22 protein-coding genes are annotated in these 20,125 nt (G+C 58.7%); 10 read left to right on the top strand and 12 right to left on the bottom strand.

Annotated elements, in window-relative coordinates:
• Positions 1-103 precede the first annotated feature (103 nt).
• The gene (rnd, locus tag QY76_RS12605) at positions 104-1,219 is read left to right on the top strand and encodes a ribonuclease D (protein ID WP_034165204.1); all 1,116 of its coding nucleotides are present in this window, start codon (positions 104-106) and stop codon (positions 1,217-1,219) included.
• A gap of 232 nt (positions 1,220-1,451) precedes the next feature.
• Here rnd and minE read toward each other — a convergent pair whose 3' ends face one another.
• Genes minE through minC form a run of 3 tightly spaced genes read right to left on the bottom strand, consistent with a single transcriptional unit; the run spans position 1,452 to position 3,243 of the window.
• A complete protein-coding gene (gene minE / locus QY76_RS12600) occupies positions 1,452-1,721 on the bottom strand; it encodes a cell division topological specificity factor MinE (protein WP_045426950.1) in 270 nt (89 codons plus the stop codon).
• A gap of 3 nt (positions 1,722-1,724) precedes the next feature.
• Positions 1,725-2,537, bottom strand: a complete 813-nt coding sequence (minD, locus tag QY76_RS12595) for a septum site-determining protein MinD (protein WP_045426953.1) — start codon at positions 2,535-2,537, stop codon at positions 1,725-1,727.
• A 25-nt stretch (positions 2,538-2,562) separates the two neighbouring features.
• A complete protein-coding gene (gene minC / locus QY76_RS12590; protein WP_034165207.1) occupies positions 2,563-3,243 on the bottom strand; it encodes a septum site-determining protein MinC in 681 nt (226 codons plus the stop codon).
• Positions 3,244-3,379: 136 nt separating this feature from the next.
• Between minC and QY76_RS12585 the strand changes: the two genes are divergently transcribed.
• The 4 genes from QY76_RS12585 (at position 3,380) to QY76_RS12570 (ending at position 5,573) form a co-directional block, all read left to right on the top strand.
• Positions 3,380-3,661, top strand: coding sequence for a YcgL domain-containing protein (locus QY76_RS12585; protein ID WP_034165208.1), 282 nt, complete (start codon positions 3,380-3,382; stop codon positions 3,659-3,661).
• Positions 3,662-3,802: 141 nt separating this feature from the next.
• Positions 3,803-4,459, top strand: coding sequence for a fumarylacetoacetate hydrolase family protein (locus tag QY76_RS12580; protein WP_045426956.1), 657 nt, complete (start codon positions 3,803-3,805; stop codon positions 4,457-4,459).
• 113 nt (positions 4,460-4,572) lie between these two features.
• Complete coding sequence (locus tag QY76_RS12575) at positions 4,573-5,034, top strand: YcgN family cysteine cluster protein (RefSeq protein WP_034165225.1); 462 nt, start codon at positions 4,573-4,575, stop codon at positions 5,032-5,034.
• Positions 5,035-5,141: 107 nt separating this feature from the next.
• Entirely contained in the window at positions 5,142-5,573 is a 432-nt protein-coding gene (locus QY76_RS12570; protein ID WP_045426959.1) for a universal stress protein, read from the top strand.
• Positions 5,574-5,655: 82 nt separating this feature from the next.
• Here the strand turns inward: QY76_RS12570 and dsbB are convergent, their stop codons facing one another.
• The 3 genes from dsbB to QY76_RS12555 all read right to left on the bottom strand — a co-directional run bounded on the left by dsbB (position 5,656) and on the right by QY76_RS12555 (position 8,547).
• Positions 5,656-6,186, bottom strand: a complete 531-nt coding sequence (gene dsbB / locus QY76_RS12565) for a disulfide bond formation protein DsbB (RefSeq protein WP_034165211.1) — start codon at positions 6,184-6,186, stop codon at positions 5,656-5,658.
• A gap of 95 nt (positions 6,187-6,281) precedes the next feature.
• Positions 6,282-7,856 carry a sodium/proton antiporter NhaB gene (nhaB, locus tag QY76_RS12560; protein WP_045426962.1) on the bottom strand — a complete coding sequence of 525 codons (1,575 nt, stop codon included), beginning with the start codon at positions 7,854-7,856 and terminating at the stop codon, positions 6,282-6,284.
• A gap of 406 nt (positions 7,857-8,262) precedes the next feature.
• Positions 8,263-8,547, bottom strand: coding sequence for a hypothetical protein (locus tag QY76_RS12555; protein ID WP_034165213.1), 285 nt, complete (start codon positions 8,545-8,547; stop codon positions 8,263-8,265).
• A 230-nt stretch (positions 8,548-8,777) separates the two neighbouring features.
• Here QY76_RS12555 and fadR point away from each other — a divergent pair, with 230 nt between their 5' ends.
• Complete coding sequence (gene fadR / locus QY76_RS12550; RefSeq protein WP_034165214.1) at positions 8,778-9,497, top strand: fatty acid metabolism transcriptional regulator FadR; 720 nt, start codon at positions 8,778-8,780, stop codon at positions 9,495-9,497.
• Positions 9,498-9,570: 73 nt separating this feature from the next.
• Here the strand turns inward: fadR and QY76_RS12545 are convergent, their stop codons facing one another.
• On the bottom strand, positions 9,571-11,109 hold the full coding sequence (locus QY76_RS12545) for a SpoVR family protein (RefSeq protein ID WP_049648830.1): 1,539 nt from the start codon (positions 11,107-11,109) through the stop codon (positions 9,571-9,573).
• 165 nt (positions 11,110-11,274) lie between these two features.
• Here QY76_RS12545 and QY76_RS12540 point away from each other — a divergent pair, with 165 nt between their 5' ends.
• Positions 11,275-12,480 (top strand): D-amino acid dehydrogenase, encoded by a 1,206-nt coding sequence (locus QY76_RS12540; protein WP_071844222.1) that lies wholly within the window; start codon positions 11,275-11,277, stop codon positions 12,478-12,480.
• A gap of 6 nt (positions 12,481-12,486) precedes the next feature.
• Here the strand turns inward: QY76_RS12540 and QY76_RS12535 are convergent, their stop codons facing one another.
• Positions 12,487-12,702 carry a YccJ family protein gene (locus tag QY76_RS12535; protein ID WP_034165216.1) on the bottom strand — a complete coding sequence of 72 codons (216 nt, stop codon included), beginning with the start codon at positions 12,700-12,702 and terminating at the stop codon, positions 12,487-12,489.
• A 199-nt stretch (positions 12,703-12,901) separates the two neighbouring features.
• Complete coding sequence (locus QY76_RS18080; RefSeq protein WP_038631549.1) at positions 12,902-13,159, bottom strand: hypothetical protein; 258 nt, start codon at positions 13,157-13,159, stop codon at positions 12,902-12,904.
• Positions 13,160-13,775: 616 nt separating this feature from the next.
• Here QY76_RS18080 and QY76_RS18805 point away from each other — a divergent pair.
• The 3 genes from QY76_RS18805 (at position 13,776) to QY76_RS19610 (ending at position 14,718) form a co-directional block, all read left to right on the top strand.
• A complete protein-coding gene (locus QY76_RS18805) occupies positions 13,776-14,006 on the top strand; it encodes a hypothetical protein (RefSeq protein ID WP_034165218.1) in 231 nt (76 codons plus the stop codon).
• Between the two features lie 81 nt (positions 14,007-14,087).
• Positions 14,088-14,351: a hypothetical protein gene (locus QY76_RS19615; protein WP_256379271.1), complete on the top strand. Its 264-nt coding sequence runs from the start codon at positions 14,088-14,090 to the stop codon at positions 14,349-14,351.
• Between the two features lie 109 nt (positions 14,352-14,460).
• Positions 14,461-14,718, top strand: a complete 258-nt coding sequence (locus QY76_RS19610; protein ID WP_309545123.1) for a hypothetical protein — start codon at positions 14,461-14,463, stop codon at positions 14,716-14,718.
• Positions 14,719-14,799: 81 nt separating this feature from the next.
• Here QY76_RS19610 and QY76_RS12520 read toward each other — a convergent pair whose 3' ends face one another.
• The 3 genes from QY76_RS12520 to QY76_RS12510 form a co-directional block, all read right to left on the bottom strand.
• Positions 14,800-16,569: an ABC transporter ATP-binding protein/permease gene (locus tag QY76_RS12520; RefSeq protein WP_045426965.1), complete on the bottom strand. Its 1,770-nt coding sequence runs from the start codon at positions 16,567-16,569 to the stop codon at positions 14,800-14,802.
• A gap of 187 nt (positions 16,570-16,756) precedes the next feature.
• A complete protein-coding gene (locus QY76_RS12515) occupies positions 16,757-18,019 on the bottom strand; it encodes a YeaH/YhbH family protein (protein WP_045426968.1) in 1,263 nt (420 codons plus the stop codon).
• A gap of 57 nt (positions 18,020-18,076) precedes the next feature.
• Positions 18,077-20,011, bottom strand: a complete 1,935-nt coding sequence (locus QY76_RS12510) for a PrkA family serine protein kinase (protein ID WP_045427046.1) — start codon at positions 20,009-20,011, stop codon at positions 18,077-18,079.
• Positions 20,012-20,125: the final 114 nt, after the last annotated feature.

The following is a 20,125-nucleotide window of genomic DNA, read 5'->3' as shown; positions in this document are numbered from 1 at the left end:
GCGGGGCGCCGGCGTAGCCGTCGGCGCACTGTTTTTTTTGGGCGGGGTGATGCGAGACCGCCCGTTCACGTCCTGCTGCGGCAGGCGTTTTAATGAGATTATAATGCTAAAGTATCAGTTAATTACCTCCAGCAGCGCGCTGAAAGAGGTCTGTGAACGCGCCAGCGCCTGCCCGTATATCGCGCTGGATACGGAGTTTGTCCGCACCCGTACCTACTATCCCCAGCTGGGGCTGGTGCAGCTGTATGACGGTGAGACGCTGTCGCTCATCGATCCGCTGCCGATCTCCGACTGGCAGCCGTTTGTCGATCTGCTGCGTAACCCGCAGGTCGTCAAACTGCTGCACGCCGGCAGCGAAGATCTGGAGGTCTTCCTGCATGATTTCCAGACTCTGCCTCAGCCGCTGATCGACACGCAGATCCTGGCCGCTTTTACCGGCCGCCCGCTCTCCAGCGGCTTTGCCGCCATGGTCAGCGCCTACCAGCAGGTCGATCTGGACAAGAGCGAGTCGCGCACCGACTGGCTGGCCCGTCCGCTCAGTGAGCGTCAGTGTGACTATGCCGCGGCAGACGTCTATTACCTGTTGCCGATGGCGCATAAGCTGCTGGCCGAGGTTGAGGCCTGCGGCTGGCTGCCGGCGGCGCTCGACGAATGTCAGGCCCTGTGCCGCCGCCGCGCCGAGACGGTGGAGCCGGCGCTGGCCTACCGGGAGATGACCAATGCCTGGCAGCTGCGTCCGCGTCAGCTGGCCTGTTTGCAACTGCTGGGTGAGTGGCGCCTGAATCAGGCCCGCACTCGCGATATGGCGGTGAACTTCGTGGTGCGTGAGGAGAGCCTGTGGCTGGTGGCGCGCTACATGCCGGGCTCGATGGCCGAGCTGAGCGAAATCGGCGTCAGCGGGCCGGAGATCCGTTATCACGGTAAGGCGCTGCTGGAGATCGTCGAGCGTGCCGCCGCGCTGGAGGAGGCGCAGCTGCCGCCCGCCGTCGAGCGTCTGATCGACCATCCGGGCTACAAGCAGGCGTTTAAGCATATTAAGACGCTGGTGCAGCAGGTGGCGGAGCAGCGGGGACTGACGGCGGAGCTGCTGGCGTCTCGGCGCCAGATCAATCAGCTGCTGAGCGTGCAGTGGCAGCTGAAGACGGAGCAGCCAGAGCTGCTGAGCGGCTGGCGCGGCCAGCTGTTGGCCGATGGGCTGAATGGCGTACTGAAAAAATAGCGTGCGCCGGCGCTAAATAATAAAGGCAGCCTTAGCGCTGCCTTTATTGTATTGGTGAGCTGGGGTGTAGGATAAAACAAAATTTATTCATTTTATCGAACGGATAATCTGCGCCGTAGCATAATAATCAGATTATTCTGTAAGTACGTCGTCATAATAAACAGACGATTGTCATTTATCTGTTTATTTATACAGTTGTCCCCTTAATAAATAAGGGAACAGCGCCTATTGCTCATTTCGCTGCTTCTTCGTTTTCCGGCAATGTGACATTAAGCTCCAGAACCGAAATATCATCCCCTTTCTGTTCCAACTGTACGCTGACCATTTCCGGATCGATCTGTACATATTTACAGATAACCGCCAGCAGGTCGCGCTTCAATTGAGGAAGATAGTGGGGCTCACTGTCTCCCCGGCGCCGCTCCGCGATGATGATCTGCAGCCGTTCCTTGGCGATATTGGCTGTCGTTTTTTTGCGCGACAGAAAAAAATCAAGTAATGCCATGTCTTATCCCCCGAACAGGCGTTTCAGGAAGCCTTTTTTCTCTTCTTCAACAAAACGGAACTGACGCTCTTCGCCCATCAGGCGCTCGACCGTATCACGATAGGCCAGACCCGCATCGGACTCATTGTCCAGGATCACCGGCTCGCCCTGGTTGGAGGCGCGCAGAACCGACGGGCTTTCCGGGATCACGCCGACCAGCGGAATGTGCAGGATTTCCAGCACGTCCTCCATGCTCAGCATGTCGCCGCGGCTGACCCGGCCCGGATTGTAGCGCGTCAGCAGCAGGTGCTCCTTGATCGGATCGTCACCGTTTTCGGCCCGGCGAGACTTGGAGGAGAGGATTCCCAGGATACGGTCAGAGTCGCGTACCGAGGAGACCTCCGGGTTGGTGGTGATGATCGCCTCATCGGCGAAGTAGAGCGCCATTAGCGCCCCGGTTTCGATTCCGGCCGGTGAGTCGCAGATAATGAAGTCAAAGCCCATCTCCTGCAGAGCGTCGAGCACTTTCTCTACCCCTTCACGGGTCAGCGCGTCTTTATCGCGGGTCTGAGAGGCGGGCAGGATGAATAGGTTCTCGGTGCGCTTGTCTTTGATCAGCGCCTGATTTAGGGTCGCATCACCCTGGATGACATTGACAAAGTCATACACGACGCGGCGTTCACAGCCCATGATCAGGTCAAGGTTACGCAGGCCAATGTCAAAGTCGATAACAACGGTTTTTTTGCCTTTCTGTGCCAGTCCGGTTGCGATGGCCGCGCTTGATGTAGTCTTGCCAACGCCCCCTTTACCCGATGTAACAACAATAATGCGTGCCATGAAAATATCCTTTTTGAAGAAGGGACTAGAATAAAGGTTGAATGGTAAGGGCGCCGTCGCTCAGGGTGAGGCGGGCGGCTTGCCCATAATAGTTTTCCGGGATCTGATCGCTTAGCCAGTACTGACCGGCGATGGACACCAGTTCGGCGGAGAGATGGCTGCAGAAGATCTGGCTGCCACTGTCGCCGGCGGCGCCGGCCAACGCCCGCCCACGCATCATGCCGTAGACATGTATATTGCCGTCGGCGATCAGCTCTGCGCCGGCGCTGACGTGGCTGGTGACGATCAGATCGCAGCTGCGCGCATAGATCTGCTGCCCTGACCGCACCGGGGTACTGACGATTTTAGTTTTTGCCGCGACGGGGGCCGCCGGGGCGACGGGCGCCTTCTTCACCGCGCCTTTACCCTCGCTGAGCAACGGTAAACCCGCATGCAGTACCGCCTGTTTTTGGGCTTCGTCGCGACAGCCGCTGACGCCGATGACGTGCAGTCCTGCGGCGCTGAACACGCGCAGCATTTCACGCCATTCCACACTGCCATTCACATCAGTAATATTAATAACAACAGGCGCATTTTTCAAAAACGCGGGCGCTTGACCGACCTTGGCGATTAATGCCGGGCGAATTACCTCTGGTTGAGAATTATGCAAATGAACAACCGAGAGTGTAAAACTGCTGCCTTTCAGTTCTATTGGCGCTTGTGACATCTATCCTGACTCAGCTCAGCAACTTGGAAATCTCCGAAATAACCACGGCGTGCGTGATATTCCGATGTATCTAAGCATGTTATAGTCAGCAGTATATCTAGGCAAGTCGCCGTCAGAATTAAATAGAGTGGAAAAAATGCTTTGTGTGATCTACAGAAGCGCAAAACGCGATCAAACATATCTGTATGTGGAAAAGAAAGACGATTTTTCCCGGGTTCCACCTGATTTAGTGAAGCGCTTCGGCCTGCCGCAGCTGGCCATGGTGCTTAATTTAGCCACTCGCACGCGTCTGGCCGGGGCGGATCTCGCGACGGTGAAAGCGGCACTGGCCGAGCAAGGATATTATCTACAGCTGCCGCCGCCGCCGGAAAACCTGTTGAAGGGGCACCTGCATGCTCAGGGGAAAACGACCTGCTGAGGCGCATTTCTGGCGCCGCGTGCTCTAATGCTGTGAACGGTATCACGCTCTGGTCGGGCGGGCACTTTCGTCGCTGCGGATAATCGATAGACTGATGATCCGGGTTGCCGCAGGCGGCCCCAGCCTGAGGGGAGGGGAAGGATGTATCAGCATCGTGATTGGCAGGGCGCCCTGCTGGAGCTACCGGTCAGTAAGGTGGTCTGCGTCGGTAATAATTATCGTGAGCATATCCGTGAGATGGGCAGCCAGGTGGCGCCGCAGCCCGTGCTGTTCCTCAAGCCGGAGAGTGCGCTGTGCGATCTGCGTCAGCCGATCGTGATCCCCCACGGGCTGGGCGAGGTGCACCACGAAGTCGAGCTGGCGGTGCTGATCGGCATGCCGCTGAGCCAGGCGAATGAGGATCGGGTGGCGCGCGCCGTCGCCGGCTATGGCGTGGCGCTGGATCTCACCCTGCGCGACGTGCAGCGCGAGTGTAAAAGGCACGGCTATCCCTGGGAGAAGGCCAAGGCGTTTGACGGCGCCTGCCCCCTCTCCGGTTTTATCCCCGAGAGCGAATTCGGCGACGCGCAGAATGCCGGCCTTACGCTGAGCGTCAACGGTGTGCTGCGCCAGTCTGGCAATACGCGCGACATGCTGACCCCCATCCTGCCGCTGATTAGCTATATGAGCCGCTTCTTTACCCTGCGCGCCGGGGACGTTGTGTTGACGGGGACGCCGGCCGGCGTCGGTCCGCTGTTCTCCGGCGACATGCTGACCATCGGTCTGAATGCTCGCACGCTGACGACCCGGATCATTTGAGGCCGCTGCGGAGGCGTCGATGAGGTACCCGCTATCGCGAAAGAGACTTGCATCTGGCGCCCAAAGCGTCTATACAGGGCGCCTTTGATAGCACAGCTGCGGGTAACGTGAAGATGGGTACAACGCCTTTTTGGCAGGAAAAAACGCTGGAACAGATGAGTGACGCCGAATGGGAGGCGCTGTGTGACGGCTGCGGTCAGTGCTGTCTGCATAAGCTGCAGGATGAGGATACTGATGAGATCTATTTTACTAACGTGGCCTGCAACCTGCTCAATATCAAGACATGTCAGTGTCGCCACTACGCGCGGCGCTTTGAGTATGAAGAGGACTGCATCAAGCTGACGCGGGAGAATCTGCCGACCTTTGAATGGCTGCCGCCGACCTGCGCCTATCGCCTGCTGAGCGAGGGGGCGCCGCTGCCGACGTGGCATCCGCTGCGCAGCGGGTCTAAGTCGGCGATGCATGCGGCGCGTATCTCCGTGCGCTATATCGCGGTGCGTGAAAGCGAAGTCAGCGACTGGGAGCAGCATATTATGCGCCAGCCGCTGTGGCAGCAGGGGGAAGGACAGGAGTAAACCGGTTGTGGTCCTTCGGCTTGATTTGTATGATGAATTAGCCCGTCGCAGCGCCGTCGTGCTACGCGTACCGCGGGAATACCATCACAGAACAGGAGAGGGAAAAGATGTATCAGAACATTTTACTACCGCTGGATCTGGGAGAAGAGGCGCTGACGGCGATGGCGTTGGAGCAGGTGAAGGCCGTGATCCGCAGCCCAGATACCCGGGTGCGCCTGATGTATGTCGTCGCCCAGATCCCCGACTTTATCCTTAACCGCTTTAATCCGCAGACCAATCAGTTCGATGATGTGATGAGCGCTGAGCTGCGCTCGCGCCTGCAGGCGCTGGCCGATACGCTGGCGCTGCCGGCGGAGAACATCAGCGTGGTGGTGCGCCAGGGCGGTATCTATGACGAAATCCTGAAAGAGGCGCAGTGCATCAATGCCGACCTGATCCTGATCGGCTCGCGGCGCCCCAGCATGAAAACCTATCTGCTGGGCTCCAACGCGGCGGCGATCGTGCGTCACGCCCGCACCTCGGTGCTGGTCGCCCGCTAAGCATCCCGCCGCACACGCCCGGAAAAGCCAAAGGCACCCGAGGGTGCCTTTGGAGGTTGGTCGCGCGGTGTTAGCGGCGAGTCTAGCGATTAAACAGCGAGCGGCGCTTCTCTTTGACCAGCTGAGCCAGCAGCACCAGCAGGCCGATCAGCAGATAGGCGGCAAAGATCCCGACCAGCCACTGCGGCATTTCCAGGTTCATAAACTGCCACTGGCGTTCAGCGCAGTCCCCGTTGGCGAAAAAGACGGACGGCAGCCATTTGTCCAGCGGCAGCCAAGCGGGGAAGGAGACAAAGAAGTCACAGGTATTGAACGGCGAGGGATGCAGCTGGATCATGGTATGCTGCCAGGCCAGCTCTAGCCCGCGATAGGCGCTGTACAGCCACAGCAGCAGCGCGGCCCAGCGCAGCGGGGTTTTCGGCGCCGCGGCGCCCAGCAGCCCCGCCCCCAGAATTCCGAACAGGGCACAGCGTTCATAGATGCACATGACGCAGGGTTTTAGCAGCATCACATGCTGAAAATAGAGCGCGGTCGACTCAAGCAGCAGCGCCGTCAACGCCATCAGTAGCCAGGCGCCACGCCCTTGCGAACAACGCTTCAAAAATTGCAACATAACCTGATTTCCATGTCACAAAAAGGTGCAGCCAGTGTAAACCATTGACTGCACACTGCCAGAAAAAATTATCTGAAATGCGCGACGGACGGGAGTTAGAGCCCGCCGCTGAGCACGTCCTGCGCCGGCGGCAGGGTCAGCAGATGCCACTGGGACAGGAGCTGGGTTGCCGGCTCCAGCGCGAAGGTCACGCACAGCAGGCCCACCAGCGTCATCACCACCGTGTAGGGCAGCGCCATCCAGACCATGCGGCCATAGGAGAGACGGATCAGCGGCGCCAGCGCAGAGGTCAGCAGGAACAGGAACGCGGCCTGACCGTTGGGGGTGGCTACCGACGGCAGGTTGGTGCCGGTGTTAATGGCGACGGCCAGCAGCTCGAACTGCTTCAGGGAGATCGCACCGGACTCCAGCGCCGCCTTCGCCTCGTGAATGTAGACCGTACCGACGAAGACGTTATCGGAGATCGATGAGAGCAGGCCGTTGAACAGATAGAACAGCGTCAGTTGGCGATCCGGCGGCGACTGCAGCACAAACTGGATCACCGGGGTAAACAGGTGCTGATCGATGATCACCGCCACGACGGAGAAGAACACGGTGAGCAGCGCGGTGAAGGGCAGCGACTCCTGAAACGCCTTGCCGATCAGATGCTCGTCGGTGACCCCGCACAGCGACGTGACCAGTACGATCACGCTCAGCCCGATCAGCCCGACCTCCGCCAGGTGGAAGGCCAATGCGCTCACCAGCCAGACGCCGACCAGGGCCTGTATCATCAGGCGCAGCTTATCCTGACGGCTGCGGCTGTTGGTGCTCTCCCGGTCGAAGTTGAGCAGGATTTGGCGCACGCGATCCGGCAGCTGGGCACCGTAGCCGAACAGGGAGAACCGCTCGACCAGGTAGCAGGTGAATATACCGCAGAAGAAGACCGGCACGGTAACCGGCGCCATGCGCAGCAGAAACGAGACGAAGTGCCAGTCGGCGTTTTTGGCGATGATCAGGTTCTGCGGCTCACCGACCATGGTCATGACGCCGCCGAGGGCGGTGCCGACGCCGGCATGCATCAGCAGGCTGCGCAGAAAGGCGCGGAACTGATCGAGGGCATCGCGTTTGGCGCTGTCGGTCAGGTGGCTGTCGTCGCTGAGCGCCACGTTACCACCGCCGCCGGAGGCGACCTGATGGTAGATGCCATAGAATCCCACCGCGACGCTGATGACAACGGCGATCACCGTCAGAGCATCGAGAAAGGCGGACAGGAATGCCGCTGCCAGACAAAAGGCCAGCGATAGGGCTATCTTCGAGCGAATGTTAAGCAGCAGCTTGGTGAAGACAAACAGCAGCAGCTGCTTCATAAAATAGATACCGGCCACCATGAAGATCAGCAGCAGCAGCACTTCCAGATTGGCCGCTATCTCATGGGCGATCTTCTCCGGTCTGGTCATCCCGATAAATACGGCCTCGAGTGCCAGCAGGCCGCCGGGCTGCAGGGGGTAGCACTTCAGCGCCATGGCCAGGGTGAAGATAAACTCGATCACCAGCAGCCAGCCGGCGTAGAAAGGGCTGAGGGCAAAAACCAGTGGGTTGATGATTAAAAAAGCCAGAATGGCAATTTTGTACCAGCCCGGCGCGTTACCGAGGAAGTTCCTCGCGAAGGCCTGGGTATATGTGATTGTCATAACGTCGTTAAACCTGATTTCTTATGTGATTTGCCGGTATCGGCCGCGATCCCAGAAAGCGGAACGGAGAATATCTTTGCCGGGAAATAATTAGACTATACTACTTTCACGGCGGGCGGCAAAGTGGCGCCTTGATATAACCTCTTATAAATCATTTGATTATTGTATTGTTGCTTAATATAAGCGTCCTAGCACGGCACCTTCCACGGCCAGGTCGGACGCCGCGCGGCGCACCGATGAGGGCAAATCTTGCCGATTTTGACGCGGGGCTGCAATGGGGAACGCAGGAAAGGAGGCGTAACGCGGTTCAGCGCCCAGAGTGTGGAATAAAAAACTGTGAGCGGATTATTTGTTGGCATGACATGCGGAGGAGATGGCGCGGCATGCGATAGGAAGGCGATAACCGTTACGGGAGAGTCCCCAGATTGCCCAGCGCGATGCGCGGCGCGGGTAAGGGAAACTCCAGCGAGCCAAGGCGGGGCTGCGCCGTCGGGAGTAGAGCCGGATTGCCCAGAGGGGGAAGGGGAGTCTCCTCCTGTGCAGGAAGTCGGGCGCGGTCGCAGCGTGGCTCTGCGCGGGGAGACGGCGTGCGCAGGAAACGCGGAGCGCCGCGGTCGGCAAATAGGGTGATCAGCAGCGCGACGCCGCTCAGTGCGGCGGCGCTGGCGATAAGGATACCCGTGACGTCCATGATCTCTCTCCGTGATATTGATAATTATTCTTATTATACGCCTGCCGCCGCCGCAGGCTCAATAGAAAATGAATTTTATTCTCATTCTGTGTCCGTACGTGTGCTTTTGCCGCCGTGGGCACAGTTTGTATGTTTAAGCGCTATCGGCGCTATATCAGCGGGTTGCCATCTGGTATGATGAGCAATCTTGTTTTTGCTTATTCTTATTGTCGTGACGGAACGTTAACAACATGGTTATTAAGGCGCAGAGTCCAGCTGGTTTTGCGGAAGAGTATTTGATTGAAAGTATTTGGAATAACCGTTTTCCACCCGGTTCTATCCTGCCCGCAGAGCGAGAGTTGTCTGAGCTGATTGGCGTTACCCGTACTACCCTGCGTGAGGTGCTGCAGCGTTTAGCGCGCGATGGATGGCTGACGATCCGGCATGGTAAGCCGACCCAGGTGAACAACTTCTGGGAAACCTCTGGGCTGAATATTCTGGAGACGCTGGCGCGTTTGGATCACGATAGCGTCCCGCAGCTGATCGACAATGTGCTGGCCGTGCGTACCAACATTGCCGCTATCTTCATTCGCGCCGCAGTGCGTCAGCATCCGGATAAGGTGCAGGCCATCGTCGCCGACGCCCCGACGGTAGAGGATAGCGCCGATGCCTTTGCTGACTTGGACTACCGTATTTTTCGCGCGCTGGCCTTCGCCTGCGGCAATCCGATCTACGGCCTGATCCTCAACGGGCTGAAGGGGCTGTACACCCGAGTCGGGCGCTATTACTTTGCCAATCCGCAGGCGCGCCGCCTGGCGCTGGCGTTCTATTCGCGTCTCGGTGAGCTGGCGGCGACCCGTCAGCACGATCAGGTGATGGAGTTTGTCCGCAGCTACGGCAAAGAGAGCGGCGCCATCTGGCACGGAATGCAGAGCGGGATCCCGCGCGATTTGGCCGAGGGGCGCGCCTGAGTCAGCGGCGTATCCAGCCGATATCTCCTATCCCCGATAACCGGGGGGCGCTTAGCGCCCCCCGGTTTTTACTTCAGATCCCGTCAGGATGCGGCGGGCAGCGCTCCAGCAGCTCTACGCCGCCGTCCTCGTTTACCTGCTCCAGATAAACGTCAAAGCCCCACAGCCGCTGCAGATGCTTGATGACCGCTCGGCGGCTGGCGGTATCCAGCGGGATCCGGTTATGGGGAATATAGCGCAGGGTCAGCGAGCGATCGCCGCGCAGCGCGACGTTCCAGACCTGAATATTCGGCTCGAGGTTGCTCAGATTGTACTGGGACGAAAGCCGCTCCCGCAGGATCCGGTACCCCTCCTGATTGTGGATGGCCTCAATCTCCAGATAGCTATTGCGCTCGTCGTCCAGGACGCTGAACAGGTGAAACTCGCGCATCAGGCGCGGCGATAGGAACTGGCTGATGAAGCTCTCATCCTTAAAGTCGCGCATGGCGAAGTGTAGCGTCTCCAGCCAATCACGCCCGGCGATAGTGGGGAACCACTCCCGATCCTCAGGGGTCGGCTGCTGGCAGATGCGCCGAATATCTTGATACATGGCGAACCCCAGGGCGTAGGGGTTGATGCCGCTGTAATAGGGGCTGTTATAGGCTGGCTGGGCGATCACATTGGTGTGGCTGTGCAGAAATTCCAGCATAAAGCGATCGCTGACCCGCCCCTCGTCGTAGAGGTGGTTGAGCAGGGTATAGTGCCAGAAGGTGGCCCAGCCTTCATTCATGACCTGTGTCTGCTTCTGCGGGTAAAAGTATTGGCTGATCTTGCGCACGATGCGCACGATTTCCCGCTGCCATGGCTCTAGCAACGGGGCGTTTTTTTCCAGGAAATAGAGGATGTTCTCCTGGGGCTCGCTGGGGAAGCGCTGGTCCTGCCTGGCCAGCACCTCGGCCTCACGGCGTGGCAGGGTGCGCCAGAGATCGTTGACCTGGCTCTGCAGATAGGCCTCGCGTGCCTTCTGGCGCGCGCGCTCCTCATCCAGAGAGATCTTCTGCGGTCGTTTGTAGCGATCTACGCCGTAGTTCATCAGCGCATGGCTGGAGTCCAGAATTTTCTCGACCTCTTCAACGCCGTAGCGCTCCTCGCACTGGCGGATATAGTTACGGGCAAACAGCAGGTAATCGATGATGGAGCCAGCGTCGGTCCAGGTGCGGAACAGATAGTTATTCTTAAAGAAGGAGTTATGGCCGTAGCAGGCGTGGGCCATCACCAGCGCCTGCAGAGTAATGGTGTTCTCCTCCATCAGGTAGGCGATGCAGGGATTCGCGTTTATCACGATCTCATAGGCCAGCCCCTGCTGGCCCTGTTTATAGCGTCGCTCGGTCTCGATAAACTTTTTACCGAAGGACCAGTGGGCGTAGTTGATCGGCATGCCGACGCTGGAGTAGGCGTCCATCATCTGTTCGGCGGTAATAATTTCGATCTGGTGTGGATAAGTATCCAGCCGGTAGTGCCGGGCGACCCGATTGATCTCATTCAGATACGCCTGAAGCAGCGGAAACGTCCAGTCCGGGCCATCGCTCAGGCACGGTGCGGAGTTACGGGTTGCAGCGTTTGACCTGGCCATGCACACACCTCCCTCAAGCCATTATACGGACCGCGGCATGCCGTCCTGATACAAGCGTAGCCTACCGTGTTGAAAACTGCCGGATTGCCGCGGCGCGTGCTCCGGTTATCGCATATGCTTGATGTACCGCGTATAGGGCATTCGTACGGCAGCGGAGGGATGGCGATGCGGGTAGCGATATTGGGCAGCGGCGTGATCGGCGTGACCAGCGCGGCCAACGCCGGACAGATCTCGCCGGGCTATGCGGCACCCTGGGCGGCGCCGGGGATCCCGCTCAAGGCGCTTAAATGGTTGTTTCAGCGCCATGCGCCGCTGGTGATGAGCCTGGACGGCTCGCTGTTTCAGCTGCGCTGGCTGTGGCAGATGCTGCGTAATTGCGACAGTGCCCACTATGGCCTAAATAAAGCGCGGATGGTCCGGCTGGCCGAATACAGTCGCGACTGTCTGGCGCAGCTGCGCCGGACGACACCCATCGATTACGAAGGGCGGCAGTTGGGAACCCTGCAGCTGTTCCGCACGCCGCAGCAGTATGAGAACGCCGCGCGTGATATTGCCGTTTTGCGCGAGGCCGGAGTGCCTTACCAGCTGTTGTCGGCGGCGCAGCTGCCGACGGTGGAGCCGGCGCTGGCGGCGGCGAGTGCGCGCTTGAGCGGCGGTCTGCATCTGCCCCATGATGAAACCGGGGACTGCCAGCTGTTTACCCGTCAGCTGGCGCAGCGGGCGGCACAGGCCGGGGTTCGCTTTATCTTTAATACCCAGGCCCTGCGGCTACTGCGCAGCGGGGCGCGGATACAGGGCGTACAGTATGGCCACGATACGCTGGTGGCGGACGCCTATGTGGTCGCGCTGGGTGCCTACTCTACCGGGCTGCTGCAGGATATCGTGGCGATCCCGGTCTATCCGCTGAAGGGCTACTCTCTGACGCTGCCCATCGATGATCCTGACGCCGCGCCGCGCTCGACGGTGCTGGATGAGAGCTATAAGGTGGCGATCACCCGCTTCGATCGGCGTATCCGGGTCGGTGGTATGGCGGAGGTGGTTGGCTTTGACATGTCGCTGCCGCCGGCCCGGCGCCGGACGCTGGAGAGGGTGGTGTGCGATCTCTATCCGCGCGGCGGATTTTTGCCGCAGGCGAGCTTTTGGTGCGGGCTGCGTCCGGCGACGCCGGACGGAACACCGCTGGTGGGGGCGACGCCGCTGGAGAATCTGTATCTCAATACCGGTCACGGCACGCTGGGCTGGACCATGGCCTGCGGATCCGGACAGCTGCTGGCGGATATCATTTCCGGCGTGACGCCGGCGATCCGCGCCGATGATTTGTCGGTTGCCCGCTATACCCGTAACGCAGTGGGCACGGCGGGCAGGGGATAATACGGGTTAGACATCTGCGCGGGAGATGGTCTCATCTCCCCAGTAGAGCTGATCCTGGTCCGTTTTGGCGAAGGCCAGCGGCAGGACATCATCGTTTCCTTCTTCCCAAATCTGTTGCGCCAGGGCTTCGTCACCGTGCGCCAGTTCGAAGATGGCTTCGGCAATTTCTAAAGAGGTTTCACGCACGCGTGCCCATTCGGCGATGTGATGCGGCTTGGTCATAAAAAGTCTCCTTGAAAATGATCGCGGTTACGGATGTACCGATCCAGCGGAAAGGGGCCGATGGCAGAGGCAATCTGCCCTTTGATCACCATAACGCAGCATAGGCTGCTGCGCCAGCCCCTTGTGTTGCCACATGTTGCCGTACGCTTATATGGGAAGGCCAGCCCGGCGAGAGCGTCTGGCTGGCGGTGGTGATATGCTAGGGGAGGTCGTCGGGCAGCGGTTGGTCGCCCAATAAACGATCCAGGGCGCTGAGCAGCAGCGCCCGACGCTGTTGACAGGATTCGGTGCGGGCAGTACGTGCGATAGCATGGATCAGATCGCCATAGATGATGTCGCCATCGCGCTCGATAAGTGCACTGACGGTTTCACCGATCAGGCGGGATACTTCGTGTTCAAAATGAATGGGATCACTAAAGTGAATGCGATAATCAGGCAGTTCAGTGAGTGTACTCATGGTGTCTTTCCCTTGGTGCTACAGCAAATGATCCGGTGGGTGGTATCAATTAACCGGCTAGTCAATAAGATGACGAAATTAATTAGTCGTCTATGGTTATAATTAATAACACTAGCATCTTTTACTAATGATACCTACTCTGATAGGCAGAGGATGCTATGTGTTGTGGTTTACTTCACAGTTAGTTGATTTGCCTCACGCTTGTGCGGCTAAATGTCCCCGCTCTCTGCGGCAATGGCGCGACGCTCACCGATTCGGCCTCCGGTGAGAATCGCCGTCCGCCGGGTTGTCCTGTAATAATCATAAATAGTATTTATATTTTTCGCCGCGTGTTGCAGAGGCGCGGCGTGGCACGCTGGCAAGGGCTGCGCTGTCAGCGTTCCACCTTATTATCCGCTAGATGTGCCTCGCGCAGCATTTATCACCGAGAGTGGCGATGATGGCATGAATTATTTATTAATGCACTCCCTTTAGTGTAGTGATAAATATAATCTCGATATCTTTTAATGAAATATAATTCTGAAATCAATAAGTTATTTAGAGATCTATTTCAATAACGCAGTAAAACGTAGGTTACATTATTGCCAGACCCAGAGTTAATATTAAGGGGAGTGCGATGGATAGCTATTTATCTTCTAAATATATTAGCCAGATGGAATTGTTCTGTAGCGGATATAAAGCCTTTCTCAATCGGGCAAAAACTGAGCGGGAGTGTATTCGCGCTATTCGTGAGGTGGCGTATGAACATGGATTCAGCCCCTTGGCTGGCGTAGAGACGCTGGTCGCCGGGGAAAAATATTATTGCATCAATCGTAATAAGAGCATGGTGCTGGTCGTAATGGGGTGAGCGCCGTTATGCCATGGCGTGCGCATCATGCGCCGGGAGTCGCCTATTTCGCGGTTGAAAATGGTGGTGGGGCTGGTGCTTATGGGGCAAGCACTGTTGTTCTTCATCCTCTACAACCAAATGCCGACCTCGCTGAACTTTTTCGCCATCAATAATGTGCGCCCCTCTCTGTTCGGGGTCGATATCAATCCGGTCTCCTTCCAGGCGTTAAATCCGATGTGGGTTATCGTACTCAGCCCCGGTCTGGCCTGGCTTTATACCTGGCTGGGCGAGCGCGGGTGCGATCCGTCGATGCCGGTCAAATTCGCCGTGGGGATGCTGGCCTGCGCTGTCGCTTGCCGGTAGCGCGCGTTTCTTCGGCAATGAGGCGGGCATCGTCTCGCCGTTCTGGATTATTGCGCCTTATCTGCTGTTCGCCATCGGCGAGCTACTGATATCGGCGTTAGGCCAGTCGATGATCGCCAAGTTATTCCCGCGTGAGGTGCGTGGTTTTATCTATGGCGCTTGGGGGATGGTATTAGCACTGGCCTCGCTGGCCGGTTTCTCCGCCAGCGACAGTGAGGCGGGGGGAGACGCGCAGCGCTCTCTGCAGCAGTATGGCGGCTACTTCTATGCCTTGGCTTTGGCGACCCTGATCGTTGCGCCGATCTGTTGGTGGCTGGCGCCGCGGCTGGAGAGGCTGCTCAACGCACCCGATCATCCCGCCGCATAGGTAGGACACACGATCATCTCGCGCAGCGAGTAAGCAGAAGGCGACGTAGGCGGCCGGGGCATGCGCCCCAGCCGTCTACGTTTAGTGCTCGCCGAGCGTGGAGACCTCGACCTGCGACGGGGCAAATTCTCCCCCTTGGTCATCCTCCGCCTCCCGATGAAAACGCCAGCGCAGGGTATGGAACGGCGCGACGCTGCTGCGGTGAGCGACGCTGATCAGCGTCACGCCCGGCAGAGACGCCTCTAGCAGGCGGTAAACGTGCTGTTCGGTATCTTCATCCAGTGCGCTGGTGGCCTCATCCAGATACAGAATATCCGGGCGCAGCGCCAGCGCACGTGCAAAGGCGATGCGCTGCTGCTCACCGGGGGAGAGTTGCTGTGACCAGTTGGAGCGGCTGCCCAATGCATCGCACAGGTGGCTCAGGCGACAGGCTCGCAGAATAGCCTTCAGCTCGTCATCGCTATAGGTGGTTGCGTTGTAGGGGTAGCAGATGGCCTCACGCAGGCTGCCTATCGGCAGATAGCTGTGCTGTGGCAGGAACAGGGTACGCAGCGTCGTCTCATCTGGACGCAGGATCTCGCCGTGGCCGTAGGGCCAGACGCCGGCGATGGCGCTCAGCAGGGTCGACTTACCGCAGCCGGAGGGGCCGGTGATCAGCACGCGATCGCCGCGCAGCACCCGCAGAGTGACATTGTTAAACAGCGTACGCCCCTGGTGAAGCTGCAGGGTCAGCGCCTTGATATTGAGCGCCTCGTCGGCGCACTGGGTCTGACCATGGCGGATGTCGCCGGGATGGCGGTTGATCTCCTCTACCGCCTTATTGAAGCCGGCCAGACGGTTAACGCAGGCTTTCCAGGAGGCCAGATCGTCAAACGCATTGATAAACCAGGATAGCGCCTCCTGCACCTGGCCGAAGGCCGAGGAGATCTGCATCAGGGTGCCCAGCTGGATGGCGTTGGCGAAATAGCGCGGCGCGGCCACCAGAATCGGGAAGATGATGGCGAACTGGCCGTAAAAGTTGCTGGCGAAGTTGAGGCGTCGGGTCAGACGCATGATATTCCACCAGTTGCGACGGATATTCTGAAACTGACCCTCCAGCTGCCGGCGCTCCTGCTGCTCGCCGTGGTACAGCGCGATGGGGTCGGCGCTATGGCGGATTCGGATCAGGCCAAAGTGGAAGTTTGCCTCAAAGCGCTCCTGATCGAAGGAGAGATCGACCAGCGGGCGGCCCACCAGCCAGATCATCATGGAGCCGAGTCCGGCATACAGCAGGGCGAACCACACCATGTAGCCGGGGATCTCCAGCGCATGGCCGGCGATCATCAGCGAAAGCGAACCGGAGACCGACCACAGAATCGTGACGAAGGAGAACAGGGTCACCAGGCTGGAGAGAAACCCCAGCGTCAGGGAGAGCGTGCCGCTGGTCAGCGTGTTCAGATCCTGGGCGATACGCTGATCGGGGTTATCGATCGACTGCTGCATTTCCGTGTGATAGTAGGCCTGATGCCCCAGCCATTTATCCATATAGCGCCGGGTCATCCACTGACGCCACAGCATCTGCAGCCCCTGGGTCAGGTAAATACGGAAGATGGCGATCGCGATGTAGATAAACGCCAGATAGCTAAAGCGGATCAGCTGCGCCTTGAAGACCGCATAGTTGCGGTTTTGCAGGGCATCGTAGAACACCCGGTTCCACTCGTTAAACAGGACGTTGATATACACCGCGGCCAGGGTCAACACGACGATGGCGAACAGGCGGGTCCAGGCGCTGACTTTTTCTTCTGAAACCCAGTAGGGCCTGATCAACTGCCACACTTCCCGCCAGTGGGTGGTTTTTTGGGTGAAATGCATGCGATGACTTTCCTACAGCATGAAAATAATAAAAAGGTGTGCCCGTTTAGGCCACGGGACATGACAAACGTTCTGTGGCCGATTGTAAAGTAATTTAATGATATGCCGAGCGTTTAGGATACCCCCGCCGTCGAACGGCGGGCGAGTATCGAGATGGTTGTCCGCCGCCCTGTCCGGCGGCGGCGAATCAGCGGGGGGCTAGCTGACGGGCGAACAACTCCCGAAAGACCGGGTAGATATCCTGTGGTTCCCGGATATGCTGCATGGCAAAGTTGTCGCAGCGCTGGCTCAGCCCCTCATACTCCCGCCATAGGGTCTGGTGGGCGCGGCGGGTGATTTCGATATAGCAATAGTAGCGTACCAGCGGCAGCAGCCGGGTGGTGAGCAGCTGCTGGCACAGGGGAGAGTCGTCGGCCCAGTTGTCCCCGTCGGAGGCCTGGGCGGCATAGATGTTCCACTGAGCGGGATCGTAACGGGCGCGGACGATCTCATCCATCAGCTTTAGCGCGCTGGAGACGATGGTGCCGCCGGTCTCCTGAGAGTAGAAAAACTCTTGCTCGTCGACCTCCTTGGCCTGGGTGTGGTGGCGAATATAGACCACCTCGATATTCTTGTAGTTTCGGCTCAGGAACAGGTACAGCAGGATATAGAAACGCTTGGCCATCTCTTTGGTGGCCTGATCCATGGAGCCGGAGACATCCATCAGGCAGAACATGACCGCTTGGCTCGAGGGCTCGGGGCGTCGCTCGTAGTTTTTATAGCGCAGATCGATGCTGTCGATAAACGGCACCCGGGCAATACGCTGGCGCAGCGCCTCGATCTCTTGGCGTAGCCGCATGGCCTCCAGCGGCTGCGCCGGTTCGCTGTGCTGCAGCGCGTCGAGCTGCTGCTCCAGCTGAAGCAGCTCGCGCCGCTTGGCGGCACTCATGGCGGTACGTCGCGCCAGCGAGTTCCGCAGGGATCGCACGACGCTGATGTTGGCCGGAACGCCGCTAGCGGTGTAGCCGGCGCGATGGTTTTTGAATTCGGTCAGCTGCTGGTAGTGACTGTGGCGCAGATTGGGCAGGGCCAGGTTTTCAAACAGCAGATCCAGATACTCGTCCTTGGATATCTGGAAAACGAAGTCATCCTGTCCCCCCTCACCGTTGCCGGCATCGCCGCTGCCGCCGCCGCCCTGCTGGCGCTCTATGTGGTCATGGGGGACAAAGTGATCGTTGCCGGGGTGAACCCGGTGGCGTTCACCGCCGCTCCCCTGCTGAAACAGCGGTTCGCTGATATCGTCGCGTGGAATCGTGACCGATTCGCCGCTCTCTACGTCAGAGACCGAGCGGCGGTGGATGGCATCCGCGACCGATTGTTTGATCTGCGATTGGTAGCGGCGCAGGAACCGCTGGCGGTTTACCGCGCTCTTATTCTTGCCGTTCAGGCGGCGATCGATGAAGTAGGCCATGGCGCCTCCCAGTCTGCCAAGTGGAAAGGGCGGCAGGGCGCCGCCCGGAGCGGGTCGTCAGGATGATTTACGGACCCGCAGATACCACTCGCACAGCAGGCGGACCTGCTTGCGGGTATAGCCCTTCTCCATCATGCGGTGCACGAAGTCATCGTGCTTCTTCTGCTCCTCGCTGGACGTCTTGGCGTTGAAAGAGATCACCGGCAGCAGCTCTTCGGTGTTGGAGAACATCTTTTTCTCGATCACTGTACGCAGCTTCTCATAGCTGGTCCAGTTAGGGTTGTGACCGCTGTGGTGCGCGCGGGCGCGCAGCACGAAGTTGACGATTTCGTTACGGAAATCCTTGGGATTACTGATCCCCGCCGGCTTTTCGATCTTCTCCAGTTCGGCGTTGAGCGACTCGCGATCAAACAGCTGTCCGGTATCCGGATCGCGGTACTCCTGATCCTGGATCCAGAAGTCGGCATAGGTGATATAGCGGTCAAAGATATTCTGGCCATACTCGGAATAGGATTCCAGATAGGCCGTCTGGATCTCTTTGCCGATAAACTCGACGTATTTGGGGATCAGATAGCCTTTCAGGTACTCAAGGTATTTTTCCCCCGTCTCCTGGGGAAACTGCTCGCGCTCAATCTGCTGTTCCAGGACGTAGAACAGGTGTACCGGGTTGGCGGCGACCTCGGCATGATCAAAGTTGAAGACCTTGGAGAGGATCTTAAAGGCGAAGCGGGTGGAGAGGCCGTTCATCCCCTCATCGACCCCGGCATAGTCGCGATACTCCTGGTAGGACTTAGCCTTGGGATCGGTGTCCTTCAGGCTTTCGCCGTCATAGACGCGCATCTTGGAGAACAGGCTGGAGTTTTCCGGCGCTTTCAGGCGCGACAGCACGCTGAAGCTGGCCAGTGTCTCCAGGGTGCCCGGCGCACAGGGCGCCAGCGCCAGTTCGCTGTTGCGCAGCAGCTTGTCGTAGATCTTAATCTCTTCCGATACCCGCAGGCAGTAGGGGACCTTCACGATATAGACGCGGTCGAGAAAGGCCTCATTGTTCTTGTTATTACGAAACTGCACCCATTCTGATTCGTTGGAGTGTGCCAGAATGATACCGCTGAAGGGCAGGGCAGAGATCCCCTCGGTGCCGTTATAGTTTCCCTCCTGGGTAGCGGTCAGCAGCGGATGTAGCACCTTGATCGGCGCCTTGAACATCTCCACAAACTCCATGATCCCCTGGTTGGCCCGGCACAGCGCGCCGGAATAGCCATAGGCATCGGGATCGTTCTGGGCGTAGTGCTCCAGCTTGCGAATGTCCACCTTACCGACCAGCGCGGAGATATCCTGGTTGTTTTCGTCGCCCGGCTCGGTCTTGGCGATCGCGATCTGCTGCAGGATCGAGGGCCACACCTTGACGACCCGGAACTGGGTGATATCGCCACCGAACTCACGCAGGCGCTTGGCGGCCCACGGCGACATGATGGTTCCCAGATAGCGCGGCGGGATGCCGTACTCCTGGCTGAGGATGGCGCCATCCTCCCGGGCATCGAACAGACACAGGGGATGGTCGTTGACCGGGCTCCGCTCGCCGTTGGCGCTCAGCACATAGATGGGAACGCACTGCATCAGCGCCTTCAGCCGCTCGGCCAAAGAGGACTTGCCGCCGCCGACCGGCCCCAGCAGATAGAGGATCTGTTTTTTCTCCTCCAGCCCCTGTGCCGCGTGGCGCAGGTAGGCCACGATTTGCTCGATGGCATCCTCCATGCCATAGAATTCGGCAAAGGCGGGATAGCGGGCAATGACGCGGTTGGAGAACAGACGGGAGAGGCGGGGATCCTGCGCCGTATCGATCATGTCGGGCTGGCCGATGGCCTGCAGCAGACGCTCTGCCGCATTGGCATAGGCGCTGCGATCCTGGCGGCAGAGGGTGAGAAATGCCTGCAGCGTGAACTCTTCATCCTTGGCCGCTTCATAGCGCTGGCGATATTGGTCAAATATGTTCATAGCGATGCCCGTCCTTTTTTCAGCACAGGTTAAGGATAATGCCGCGTCGCTGCGGTCGCGCGAAAACGCGCTGTTGCGCCGGGGCATCCGCACATGGCAGGCCGACCGTAGTCT

The organism is Edwardsiella sp. EA181011, assembly GCF_000800725.1.
GTDB classification, from domain to species: domain Bacteria; phylum Pseudomonadota; class Gammaproteobacteria; order Enterobacterales; family Enterobacteriaceae; genus Edwardsiella; species Edwardsiella anguillarum.
This window is presented reverse-complemented; position numbering and strand designations above follow the sequence as displayed.